Raw genomic sequence first — 12,292 nt, 5'->3', positions numbered from 1 at the left:
TTATTAATTCGGCACTTTTTTCTCAGAAGTGCTTGTTACTGAACCGAAACCTTTGATCGTGCGTTTTACTATGTCGCGGGATAGTTTTTCCCATATAATTTCTCTGGCTTCTTCTTCAGTCATGCCTTCGCCTATAGATCCTTTTGTGGCGTCAAGATATATCTGTATGCCTTCAAGATTTGGTTCGGTCCACAGTGTAACATTATTTTCCCTGTCCACAAGAGAAACACTTACTATAATCCAAAGTTTATACTGTTCGGTTACCATATTGGCATCATAAGTCAAAGGCTGTAATATATATTTCTTTATTGTTCCAGCTATAACTCCGTCCGCTTCAGTGGGAGAATTTACAAGCGAAAGTCTTCCGTCTCTTAAAATTTCATCCACTACCGCATTTGTGAATTTCGCTTCAAGCCCATATTGATTCGTATTGTTTGTTATAGGCTTCACATAAACTTTCTTTATGTGTTCTGGCAAAATTTGCGGAGCCGGGTCATAAACGCCTGCGCATGACATCAAAAATAATGCGAATACCGCGCAAAACAAAATCTTTTTCATATATTCCTCCTATTTTATGACAAGTGTAATAATTTTATTTTTTACATATATGAACTTAACGATTTGCTTATCTTTAAGACTTTGAGATATTCTTTCATCCGATAAAACAGATTTCTTCACTTCATCTTCGCCAGATTCAGCAGAAACCGTAATTCTTCCTTTGAGTTTTCCGTTTATCTGCACGGGAAGTTCGATTATATCCCGCTTCAAAAACTTTTCATCAAATTCAGGCCATCCACAAGAAGAAATAAAATCTTTATTGCCAAGCTTTTCCCATATTTCCTCGCATAAATGCGGAGTAAAAGGAGCTAAAAGCAAAATGACGGTTTTATAAGCCTGAAGCGAAACTCCAATGTCGTTCCCGTGATATTTATAGGAGTATAAAGCGTTTACAAGTTCCATAACCGAAGAAATGGCCGTATTAAACTGAAATTCTTTTTCTATATCATCTGTAACTTTTTTTATCGTTTGATGAGTTATTCTCAGCAGCTCGGCTTTATCTTTGTCAGACGCAGTATTTTGAGATTTGACAGCTACCAAATCATATAGTCTCCACACTCTGTTGATAAATCTCCAGCAGCCTTCGACGCCGTCCACAGACCAATCAAGCTGTTTTTGCGGAGGAGCCGCAAAAAGAATAAAAAGTCTTGCTGTGTCCGCTCCGTATTTTTCGATTATTTCGTCTGGACTTACTATGTTCCCTTTAGATTTTGACATGGCGCTTCCGCCGAGAGTAACCATACCCTGCGTAAGCAGATTTGTAAATGGTTCATCGGTTTTAACCATTCCTAAATCCCTCATGACTTTATACCAAAATCTCGAATATATCAAATGCATGCAGGCATGCTCTATGCCACCGATATATTGGTCAATAGGCATCCAGTAATTGGCTTTTGCAATGTCAAAAGGAGCGGCGTCGTTATGCGCATCACAATATCTTGCATAATACCATGAAGAATCCACAAAAGTATCCATAGTATCTGTTTCCCTTTTTGCAGCCGCTGAACATTTAGGGCATTTTACATTGACGAAAGATTTATTTGATTTTAAAGGCGATTCGCCTTCTCCTGTAAATTCAACGTCTTCGGGAAGAGTTACGGGCAAATCTTTTTCTGGAACCGCAACTATTCCACACTTTTGGCAATGTATCATTGGAATGGGAGTTCCCCAATATCTTTGTCTTGAAATTAACCAATCTTTCAATTTAAAATTGATTGTTTTTTTGCCAAAACCCTGTTTTTCAACCCATTCGGAAACGGTATTAAATGCGTCTATGGATTTTATACCGTCAAACTGACCCGAATTTACAAGTACGCCTTCATCTTCGTATGCCTGTTTTGTTATATCGGAACTTTCACCTTTAATGACTTCAATAATTTCAATATTATATTTTTTCGCAAAATCCCAATCTCTTTGATCATGCGCAGGAACCGCCATAATGGCGCCCGTTCCGTATCCGGTTAAAACATAATCCGCTACAAATATCGGCATTTCTTTTGAGTTTACAGGATTTACTGCGCTTACGCCTTCAAGTTTAATGCCCGTTTTTTCTTTGCTTGAAGACCTTTCTATATTAGATTTTTTTCCACTTTTAATTATATATTTTTCAACTTCATTCCAGTTTTTTATTTTAGGCCGAAGTTCTTTTATTATCTCGTGTTCAGGAGCAACCGCCATAAAAGCAGCTCCGAAAAGCGTGTCAGGACGCGTAGTAAATATTTTTAGTTTTTTGTTAGAACCGCTTATAGCAAAATCAACTTCGGCTCCATAAGATTTGCCTATCCAGTTTTTCTGCATAGACAAAACCTGTTCAGACCATCCTGAAAGCTGCTTGTGCCCATCCAAAAGTTCATCGGCGTAATCTGTAATTTTTATAAACCATTGTTCAAGATCTCTATGTTCGGTGGGATTTTTACATCTCCAGCATACACCTTCTGAAACCTGTTCATTGGCAAGAACGGTATTGCATGACGGACACCAATTTACATTCGCCGATTTTCTGAATACCAAACCTTTTTCCCACATTTTTATGAAAAGCCATTGATTCCATTTATAATATTGCGGATCGCATGAAGCCACTTCCCTGTCCCAATCATACGAAATGCCAAGCGCTTTAAACTGCTGCCTCATGCGCTCTATATTTTGTTTTGTCCATCTGGCAGGATGAATTTTATTTTTGATAGCCGCATTTTCCGCAGGCATACCGAAAGCGTCCCAGCCCATCGGGTGTATGACGTTTTTCCCTTTCATTTTATGAAAACGCGCAAAAACATCGCCGATTCCATAATTTCTTACATGCCCCATATGCAGATTTCCCGAAGGATAAGGAAGCATGACAAGACAATAGTATTTCTCTTTTCCTTCCTGTTCAACCGCTTTAAAAGTATTGTTGTCTTTCCACTTTTGCTGCCATTTGCTTTCTACTTCTGAATGATTATAATCTGACATGATTTTCCCTCAAAATAAATATTATTTTGTAATTCGTATTATCAGCTATATTTGTTTCAAAAATTCATATTTAACTTTATTGAATAATGTATCTGGCAATAATGATAATCTTTTCTTTATAATTTTTATTGCTTTTTCAGATTTATCTATACCTATCCAATTACGATTTAACTCCTGAGAAGCCGCAAGAGTAGTGCCTGAGCCTGCAAAACAGTCAAGCACTAAATCACCCTCATTAGAGGATGTCTCTATTATAAACTTTAGCATATTTAAATTTTTTTCTGTCGGATACGTTGGATACTGAGGATCTTTAAATTCCCAAATATCCTGCATTTTTTTACCTTCTCTGTTATTAGAAAATATTTTTTTTCTAGGAACTCCATTTACAGACCATTCAATCAAACCCTGTTCATCAAGTTTATCTAAGATAGATGGATCACTACGCCAATGACGACCTTTTGGAGGTTTAATCCCTCTCCATTCTTTTCCTGTATTACCGTTAACAGTTTCTCCTGGTGCATGTAATGGTATTGTAGTATATTTACGACCATCAATATCTGTTTTCTTAAATAATTTTATCTTATCCTCTTCTGAAAATGGAACTATTGGCTCATTCCAAACGTAAAAATCTGATTTAGAATAAAATAAAACCATATCTTTGATATTTCCATATGCTTTACGCTGAAAATTTTTTGGATTGCATTTAATACGAGTAATATCATTTCTAAACATTTTTTGCCCAAATATCTCATCCATAATAAGCTTTACATAATGACCTATTTTATAATCAATATGAAGATATATTGAACCACTGTCAGACAATAATGCTCTAAGGAAAATTAAACGTTCTTTTAAAAAATCTAAAAATTCATCTCCTAAAACAGTGTCATCATATGCTATTTCATCCCTGTGGCTGCTACTGACCGAGTTAGCTCTATTATCTCCTATCCTAAAGTTAGTATTTGTTGCAAAAGGAGGATCTATATAAATAAGGTTTATTCTGCCGGAATAAGTATCTAGCAGTTTTTTCATAACAGATAAATTATCTCCAAAAATAAGTTTATTTTCTGAACCTTTGCCTGAAATAACCTTAAGATTAGCCTTGAGAGTCCGCTGAATAATGCACTTTGATGTTTTTTTTATATTATATGTCATTAGCATAAGTTAAATTTGATATAAAAATTCCCGCAAAACTAAAGCACTCATTATATTTTCTTTTTTTAAGTAGCCTGTAATGCTTTTATACATTTTATTATTGCTTTTTATATAAACAACTCCATCAAGAATCGCAATTTTTATAGCATTTACTTTCTTTGTCTTAATAGTAGTGACAGCATCATTAAACTGCGCATTTTGGTGTCCTCCAAAATCAGTTAAAAACTTTACTTCACCAATAATATATTTTCCATTAAATCGGGCAATAAAGTCTAATCCTTTATTATGGTTATAACCTAGTTTTTCATTTGCAAAAGACATCATCTCAGCATCACTTGCATCAAGAATGGCATTTTCTTTTGTTTTTAAAAATTGATTAACACTCACAGGTATAATACCCAATGACTTATCATTCACCCATCTTTTGAATAATGGACCAATCTGCCTATTAGTTTCTTTAGGTTGAGAACAACTCTCATATATTTTGTTCAGCCCCATTTCATATAAACGTCCAGCAAGTCTATTAACAGTATTAGGGTTTCGCTCTAAAGCAGAACAATCGCGTCTCAGATACGCCACATATGAATCTTTGATTGGAAATAACTTAAATTTTAATAGGTTTTTCAATAACTTTATATTATCTTTTTTCTTAAATGCTTTTTCAACAACTATCCAAGCATCTTTATCAATATCTCTAATCCCTTCAGGAATAGTAGGATAAACTCTAAAAAGATCATCTAAATAATTTTTTTGATTTGCATAATCTATACTAATTTTTGTCCAAATATTCACAAAAACCTCCTTAAGCTTATTTCTTTAACAACACGAAATGCTCCAGGTTACCCTTCGGACCTTTCAGTCCTGAATCAGCCTCAGATACTATTTTAAATCCCAAACCGACAGCACATTTTTTTATTTTGTCTATCGCTTTCTGTCTGAGATTCTCATCCCTTACGATGCCTTTTTTTATTTCTGAAGGCTCAAGTTCAAACTGCGGTTTTATCATAGCCAGAACAAATCCACCGTCCTCGACAGCTTTTAAAGCCATCGGAAGAATTTTATCCAGCGATATAAAAGAAACATCTATTGTCGCAAAATTTATCTCATCTTTAAGCAAAGACTTGTCAAAATATCTGAAATTAACATCTTCAATATTAATTACCCTTGGGTCCTGCCTGAGCCGGTAATGAAGCTGTCCGGTGCCTACGTCAACGGCATATACCTTAACGGCGCCTTTCTGAAGCATACAGTCAGTAAATCCGCCAGTAGACGCACCTATGTCAAGACAAATAAAACCAGTAATATCAATATTTAAAGCTTTGAACGCAGATTCAAGTTTTAACCCACCGCGTGAAACATAGGGATTTATATCTTTTACTTCAATTATATCTTCTTCATAAAAAAGTGTGCTGGACTTGTATTCAACTTTACCGTTGACAAAAACACTTCCTCCCATTATAAAAGCCTGCGCTTTTGTACGTGTTTCGGCGAAGCCTTTTTCATAAACCAAAATGTCAAGACGCTTTTTATTTTTATTTTTTTCCATAATCACACTATCTTCAAGGCCGTCTCAGCTATATTTTTTGCCGTAAGTCCATATTTCTCCCTTAAGATTTTAGCGTCACCATGTTCTATAAATTTATCCGGCAGCCCTATGCATTCCACAACGGCATCCATATTGCATAAAACAGCTTTTACGCTTTCACCAAGACCTCCGATAAGAGCGTTTTCTTCAACCACAACAAACTTCTTCGTTATGGCAAATATCTCTTTTATAATACTTTTATCTAAAGGTTTCAAAAATCTCATATTGATGACTGAAGCATTCACGCCCTTTTCTCCAAGCATTTCCGCAGCTTTAACACAATTGTCAACCTGACTGCCTATTGCCAAAAGACAAATATCTTTTCCTTCCTGTATTATTTTGGCTTTTCCTATCTGCAAAACGGCGGGAGCCATATCCAAAGAAACTCCTGTTCCTGAACCTCTGGGGTATCTTATGGCGCAAGGCATGTTTGAGTTGAAAGCCGTCTTAAGCATATGCTGTAATTCATTTTCATCGGCAGGAGCCATTACTATAAGATTCGGAATGTATTTTAAAAAAGATAAATCAAAAGCACCGTGGTGAGTACCTCCGTCTTCACCGACAAGTCCAGCCCTGTCCAGAGCAAAAACAACAGGAAGTTTCTGTATTGCAACGTCATGTATTATATTGTCTAAAGCTCTTTGCATAAACGTAGAATATATGGCGCATACAGGCTGCATTCCTCCAGCGGCAAGAGCCGCGGCAAAAGTTACGGCATGCCCTTCGGCTATTCCTACGTCAAAATATCTGTTCGGGAACTCTTTGGCAAATTTATCAAGTCCGGTGCCTTCCGGCATGGCTGCGGTAATGGCTACTATTTTATCGTTTGACTGCGCCATTTTTATCAAAGTATTTGAAAAAATTTCCGTATAGCTTGGCACTTCTTTAGTTTTTACAGCTTCGCCGGTTAGTCGATTAAACTTTCCCACTCCATGAAATTGTATGGGATTTTCTTCAGCCGGTCGGTATCCTTTGCCTTTTTTTGTAATTACATGGAGCAAAACGGGACCTTTCATATCTTTAATATTTGAAAGTATTGTCACGAGATTGCCAATATCATGTCCTTGTACGGGACCTATATAAGTAAAACCCATTTCTTCAAACAACATGCCTGGAAAAAGCATTACTTTCGCTCTTCTTATAAATTTTCCGAAGGGTGAACCGAAACTGTGAAATCTGCTGACAGTTTTCATTACTGTATCTTCAACTTTTTTTACGGTACCCATCGTAAGAAGTTTGGCGAAATACCCAGCTATGGCGCCTACTTTTTGAGATATAAACATTTCATTGTCATTTAGAATGACAAGCATGTCTTTTTTAAGATGTCCGGCATTTTGTAATCCTTCAAAAGCCAGACCGCCGGTCATCGAGCCGTCTCCTATGACGGCAACCGCTTTATAATTTTCATCTTTTATGCCGCGCGCAACGGCAAAACCCAGCGCCGCTGAAATCGAAGTCGAAGAGTGTCCGACACCAAAACAATCATATTCCGATTCAGATCTTTTAGGAAAACCGCTCAGTCCGTTATGAGTTCTTATTGTTTTAAAACTGTTTCTTCTTTCGGTCAGTATCTTATGCGAATAAGCCTGATGGCCAACATCCCATATGATCTTATCTTTAGGACTGTCAAAAACATAATGCATCGCTATCGTCAAATCCACAGCGCCCAAACTTGGCGCCAAATGACCGCCGTTTTCTGAAATTGTGTCAATTATTTCTTGCCTTATTTCTTCAGCGAGTTTAGGAAGTTCTTCTTTTTTTAATTTTTTTAAATCCTGAGGATTGTTTATTTTATCCAGTATTTCCACTAATATTTCCTTGAAATTGTGTAGTCGGCAATCATATTTAACATTTCCGATTTTTTTCCAAATATCGTTACGGCTCTTTTTGCCTTTTTTGCATAAGACTCGGCGACTTTTTCAGCTTTTTCTTTTCCGTAAAAAGAAAGATAGGTAAGTTTTCCGTTATCTTTATCACTGCCTTTTTTTCCTAAAAGTTTTTTATCCGCATATACATCGAGAATATCGTCTGTAATCTGAAAGGCCAAACCTATGTTTTTGCCGTACTCTTCAAGAGCTTTAACATTTTTTTTATCGGCGCCTGCCAAAACAGCTCCGATTTTAAAGCAGGCAACAACTAAATCTGCCGTCTTTTTCATATGTATAAAATGTAATTTCTTCCTCAGAAAATTTGCGCTTTTATTTTTCCATTTTCCCATTTCCAAAGTATCTTCCGCCTGCCCGGCAATCATTCCTTTGCAGCCGCTCAAACGCGACAAAGTATTTACAGCTTCTTTTATATTTTTGTCCGAAGATTTCGATTTTATCATCAAATTGAAAGCTTCGGTCAAAAGAGCGTCGCCGCATAAAATCGCCGCCGCTTCGCCAAACTTTTTATGATTTGTAGGTTTTCCTCTTCTTAAATCATCATTATCCATAGCAGGAAGATCGTCATGCACCAGCGAATAAGTGTGCAGGTATTCAACCGCACAGGCCGCAGGCATGACTTTATTATTTTTTACTCCGAATATTTCAGCTGCAAGCAAAACAAAAATCGGCCGCAGCCGTTTACCGCCGGCAAGAATGCTGTAACGCATAGCTTTTGATATTATTGAATTATCTTTTGGAAGATATTTTTTCAGAGCAGAATTTACAAAGGCTGCTTTTTGTGAAAAATATTTTTTTAAATCATTTCTCAATTTAAGTTTTCTCTCCTTCATCATTATTAAATTTTTCTTTTTTTACCGCGCCGTTTTTTTTCACGAGAATTTCCACGCGTTTTTTTGCATCATTTAACTTTGTGGAACAAAAATGAACAAGTTCAAGACCTTCGGTAAACAATTCCAAAGCTTTATCCAAGTCCGGGTCGGCATTTTCCATATCATTTATTATTTCTTCAAGCCTTCGAAGAGATTGTTCAAAATTTTTTTCAGATACCTGCAGCTTTGAATTTATAACGTTTTTTTTAACCATTGTCATTAACTCCCGATATAACTGCTTTTAATTTTCCTTTTGAAAGCGTTAATGAAATATTTTCACCTTTTTTAACCACGGAAGTATCTTTGACGACAGCGCCTTTTTCATCTCTACAGATTGAATATCCCCTGTTGAGGACAGCCAAAGGAGAAACCAAATCCAGAGCATGCATTACAACGCTAATTTTGTCACTTTTTACTCTCAAAATTCTATCAAAAGATTGTTTTATTCTTTCGCTAAGAAAATCGACATAAGCTATTTTATCTTCGTAAATGAGGTATGGTTTCGTGAACGCTCTTGCCGAAGAAAGTGCTTCCAGTTTTAATTTGGCATTTTTAAAAACAATATTTATAATGTCAAAAAATGTTTCTTTTAAATCTTCAAAATGAAGTTTTAATCTGACAGCGTTTCTTACCACCATTTCCGCAGCGGCCGAAGGTGTCGGAGATCTTAAATCGGCGGTAAAATCTGCAATGGTAAAATCGATTTCGTGGCCGACGCAGGAAATTATGGGTATCTCAGATTCAAAAATCGCTCTTGCCACCGATTCGGTGTTAAAAGCCCATAAATCTTCAATTGAGCCGCCGCCTCTACCAACAAGCAAAACGTCCAGCTCTTTATGATTTTTATTCAAGTATTTTATCGCTTCGGGAATTTCAATTTCGGCTTCTTTTCCCTGCACACGCACTGGATAAATTAAAACATCAACATCAGCTTTGAGATTATTTAATACTTTAAGAATATCGTGAAGTGCGGCACCATCTTGTGATGTCACTACTCCTATTTTGCTTACTATTTCCGCCACAGGCTTTTTTGTGGACTTGTCAAAAAGCCCTTCGATTTGAAGCTTTTTTTTCAACCGCTCAAATTCTACGGACAATATCCCTTTACCCTGTTGTTGCATGCTGCCGATTATTATCTGATAATTGCTGCGTTTCGGATATGCGCTTATGTGCCCGTAAACCAAAACTTGCATGCCATCCTGCGGAAAAAAATTCAATCCGGTATTCAAAGATTGGAACATCACGGCGTTTATCTGTGAGTTTTCGTCTTTTATACTAAAATACATATGCCCTGAAGAGTAAAGCTTAAAATTAGAGATTTCTCCGCTTATCCAGACTCCCGGATAAACTTCTTCAAGCATATATTTAATTTCGTCATTAATCTGCGTTACGGTATAGACAAAAAAATCTTTGTTATTTTCTTCGGAATCATTCATATTCGCAAAACCTTTTTATAGACAGCGCTTTACCGCTATTTCCTATGTCAATTATGCAGCCCTGAAAAACGCTTTTGCCTTTTGCAAGCACAAAATGTTTATGAACGCCTGTTACGAATTTTTGGATTACAAGTTCCGCGTCTGTTCCTATAACCCCGTCCGAAGGTCCCGTCATTCCCGCATCAGTCATATACGCCGTACCTTTGGGAAGAATTCTTTCATCAGCAGTCGGAACATGAGTGTGAGTACCGACAACAGCTGAAACCCTGCCGTCAAGATATAAGCCTATGGCATTTTTCTCAGAAGTTGCTTCGGCGTGAAAATCGATAAAAATATTTTTAGTTTCTTTTGAAACTTTTTCTATTATTCTGTCTGCGGCCGCAAAAGGACAATCCGTAATAGGCATATGTACTCTGCCGATAAGATTTATCACGGCTATTTTTTCGCCGTTTGCACAAACAAAAACCCCATAACCTTTGCCTGCAACAGACTGCGGATAATTCGCCGGTCTTAAAACGGCACTCTCCGCAAGAATATCAAATATTTCATGCCTGTCAAAAGCGTGATTGCCGAGAGTTATCACGTTTATTCCGCATTCAAAAAGCTCTTTTGCCGTCTGCGGAGTCAGACCTTTTCCTCCGGCGGCATTTTCTGCATTTGCGATTATTATATCCGGCTTATTTTTCGTAAATAAAGCGGAAAGTTTATTTTTTACTATATTTCTTCCAAGTCTTCCGACTATATCGGCAATAAAAATTAATCTCATTTAGCTATGTCTTGTGCCCTTGTTTCTCTTATGACGGTTATTTTAATCTGACCGGGGTACTCAAGCTCATGTTCGACTTTCTTGGCGATGTCGTGCGCCAAAACTTGAGCCTGTTTATCGTCAATGTCCTCAGGTTCAACGAGAATCCTAACTTCCCGTCCTGCCTGTATAGCGTAAGCCATGGAAACGCCTCTGAAACTTTTAGCAGCTTCTTCAAGCTTTTCAAGCCTTTTGAGATAATGCTCGACGGATTCTCTTCTTGCACCAGGTCTTGCGGCCGAAATTGCGTCGGCGGCCGAAATTATAAATGCTTCCGCGCTTCCAGGTGCTTCGTATCCTTCATGATGCGAAATAATCGCATTTATCATCTTCGGCGACTCACCGTATTTTTTCGCTATGTCTGCCGAAATCTGATGATGAGTTCCCTCGACTTCGTGGTCCACGGCTTTTCCTATATCGTGTAAAAGAGCGGCCTTTTTGCAAAACATTATGTCAAGCCCCAGTTCTCCGGCAAGTGCTCCGGCAAGCCAAGTGACTTCCAATGTGTGTTGAAGTTGGTTTTGACCGTAAGATGTTCTGTATTTTAGTTTTCCCAAAAGTTTTATGATTTCTAAATGAAGTCCAGGAACTCCGGCGTCAATTATGGCCTGCTCACCGACTTCTTTAATTTTCTCATCCATCTCTTTTTGAACTTTAGATACGACTTCCTCTATTCTTGCGGGATGAATTCTACCGTCTGCAATGAGCCTTTCAAGCGCGATTTTCGCTATCTCTCTTCTCACGCCGTCAAAAGCGGAAACGGTTATCGCCTCTGGAGTGTCGTCAACGATTAAATCTACCCCCGTAGCTTGTTCAAAAGCTCTGATATTTCTTCCTTCTCTGCCTATGATTCTTCCTTTGATTTCGTCATTTGGAATATGTATGGTTGAAGTCGTTATATCGGCTGTATGGTCGGCCGCAATCCTCTGAATCGCAATAGATAAAATTTCTTTAGATTTTTTGTCGGCATTTTCTCTGGTTTCCTGTTCAATTCTCTGAGCAAGAATCGCGGCATCTTGCCTTGCTTCCCGTTCCATCTCACCGATAAGCGTCTTTTTAGCTTCTTCCCTTGTCATACAGGATATTTTTTCCAGCGCTTTTCTTTGTTCTTCTTTTATTTTGGATATTTCGTCAAATTTCGATTTAAGTATCTGTTCTTTAGAAGCCAAATCTTTTTCCTTATTTGAAATTTCTCTTTCTTTTTTATCGGCTGCGTCTAATTTTCTGTCTAAATTTTCTTCGCGCTGATTGAGCCTATTTTCCATGCTCTGTAAAGACTGTTTTTTCTCTTTGCTTTCCTGTTCGAATTCTTTGCGTTCTTTATCAACGATAAGTTTCGCTTCCAAAAGAGCTTCTTTATTTTTGGCCTCAGCCATTATTTCCGCTTCTTTTATTATTCTTTTTGAATCCTGCTCAGCCGACTTAGCGCTCAACTTCGCGTATATCATACGGACAATAAATCCTATCGCAAAAGCCGCCAAAGCGGATATAAGAATCGCCGTCAAATTTTCCATCACGCCGCTCCTTCAGGGTGTCAGTCCCTAAAA

11 protein-coding genes are annotated in these 12,292 nt (G+C 37.5%); all 11 read right to left on the bottom strand.

Features of this window, described 5'->3' with window-relative positions:
* Window positions 1–3: 3 nt before the first annotated feature.
* The gene (gene lptE, locus LBD46_07290) at window positions 4–558 is read right to left on the bottom strand and encodes an LPS assembly lipoprotein LptE (GenBank protein MDR2426960.1); all 555 of its coding nucleotides are present in this window, start codon (window positions 556–558) and stop codon (window positions 4–6) included.
* A gap of 9 nt (window positions 559–567) precedes the next feature.
* Window positions 568–3,006 (bottom strand): leucine--tRNA ligase, encoded by a 2,439-nt coding sequence (gene leuS, locus LBD46_07285; protein MDR2426959.1) that lies wholly within the window; start codon window positions 3,004–3,006, stop codon window positions 568–570.
* 45 nt (window positions 3,007–3,051) lie between these two features.
* Window positions 3,052–4,038, bottom strand: coding sequence for a site-specific DNA-methyltransferase (locus LBD46_07280; protein ID MDR2426958.1), 987 nt, complete (start codon window positions 4,036–4,038; stop codon window positions 3,052–3,054).
* 132 nt (window positions 4,039–4,170) lie between these two features.
* Window positions 4,171–4,953, bottom strand: coding sequence for a hypothetical protein (locus tag LBD46_07275; protein MDR2426957.1), 783 nt, complete (start codon window positions 4,951–4,953; stop codon window positions 4,171–4,173).
* 16 nt (window positions 4,954–4,969) lie between these two features.
* Window positions 4,970–5,707: a TlyA family RNA methyltransferase gene (locus LBD46_07270; GenBank protein ID MDR2426956.1), complete on the bottom strand. Its 738-nt coding sequence runs from the start codon at window positions 5,705–5,707 to the stop codon at window positions 4,970–4,972.
* 2 nt (window positions 5,708–5,709) lie between these two features.
* Window positions 5,710–7,554 (bottom strand): 1-deoxy-D-xylulose-5-phosphate synthase, encoded by a 1,845-nt coding sequence (dxs, locus tag LBD46_07265; GenBank protein ID MDR2426955.1) that lies wholly within the window; start codon window positions 7,552–7,554, stop codon window positions 5,710–5,712.
* Window positions 7,554–8,444, bottom strand: a complete 891-nt coding sequence (locus tag LBD46_07260; protein MDR2426954.1) for a polyprenyl synthetase family protein — start codon at window positions 8,442–8,444, stop codon at window positions 7,554–7,556. The genes dxs and LBD46_07260 overlap by 1 nt, the downstream gene beginning before the upstream one ends.
* Before the next feature lies 1 nt (window position 8,445).
* Window positions 8,446–8,718, bottom strand: coding sequence for an exodeoxyribonuclease VII small subunit (xseB, locus tag LBD46_07255; GenBank protein MDR2426953.1), 273 nt, complete (start codon window positions 8,716–8,718; stop codon window positions 8,446–8,448).
* Entirely contained in the window at window positions 8,711–9,940 is a 1,230-nt protein-coding gene (gene xseA, locus LBD46_07250) for an exodeoxyribonuclease VII large subunit (GenBank protein ID MDR2426952.1), read from the bottom strand. The genes xseB and xseA overlap by 8 nt, the downstream gene beginning before the upstream one ends.
* Complete coding sequence (locus LBD46_07245) at window positions 9,933–10,706, bottom strand: TIGR00282 family metallophosphoesterase (GenBank protein MDR2426951.1); 774 nt, start codon at window positions 10,704–10,706, stop codon at window positions 9,933–9,935. Before LBD46_07245 ends, xseA begins: the two co-directional genes overlap by 8 nt.
* Entirely contained in the window at window positions 10,703–12,259 is a 1,557-nt protein-coding gene (gene rny, locus LBD46_07240) for a ribonuclease Y (protein MDR2426950.1), read from the bottom strand. The genes LBD46_07245 and rny overlap by 4 nt, the downstream gene beginning before the upstream one ends.
* Window positions 12,260–12,292: the final 33 nt, after the last annotated feature.

This window comes from Candidatus Endomicrobium procryptotermitis (assembly GCA_031279415.1).
GTDB lineage: Bacteria > Elusimicrobiota > Endomicrobiia > Endomicrobiales > Endomicrobiaceae > Endomicrobium_B > Endomicrobium_B procryptotermitis.
Note: the sequence above shows the minus strand (reverse complement) of the source record. Positions and strands in the feature narration are given on the sequence as shown.

Excerpts from the sequence above, each read along its gene's own strand:
- LBD46_07280 (MDR2426958.1), bottom strand. The coding sequence starts at position 4,038 with ATGAAAAAACTGCTAGATACTTATTCCGGCAGAATAAACCTTATTTAT.
- LBD46_07245 (MDR2426951.1), bottom strand. The coding sequence starts at position 10,706 with ATGAGATTAATTTTTATTGCCGATATAGTCGGAAGACTTGGAAGAAAT.
- rny (MDR2426950.1), bottom strand. The coding sequence starts at position 12,259 with ATGGAAAATTTGACGGCGATTCTTATATCCGCTTTGGCGGCTTTTGCG.
- lptE (MDR2426960.1), bottom strand. The coding sequence starts at position 558 with ATGAAAAAGATTTTGTTTTGCGCGGTATTCGCATTATTTTTGATGTCA.
- xseB (MDR2426953.1), bottom strand. The coding sequence starts at position 8,718 with ATGGTTAAAAAAAACGTTATAAATTCAAAGCTGCAGGTATCTGAAAAA.
- xseA (MDR2426952.1), bottom strand. The coding sequence starts at position 9,940 with ATGAATGATTCCGAAGAAAATAACAAAGATTTTTTTGTCTATACCGTA.
- LBD46_07270 (MDR2426956.1), bottom strand. The coding sequence starts at position 5,707 with ATGGAAAAAAATAAAAATAAAAAGCGTCTTGACATTTTGGTTTATGAA.
- leuS (MDR2426959.1), bottom strand. The coding sequence starts at position 3,006 with ATGTCAGATTATAATCATTCAGAAGTAGAAAGCAAATGGCAGCAAAAG.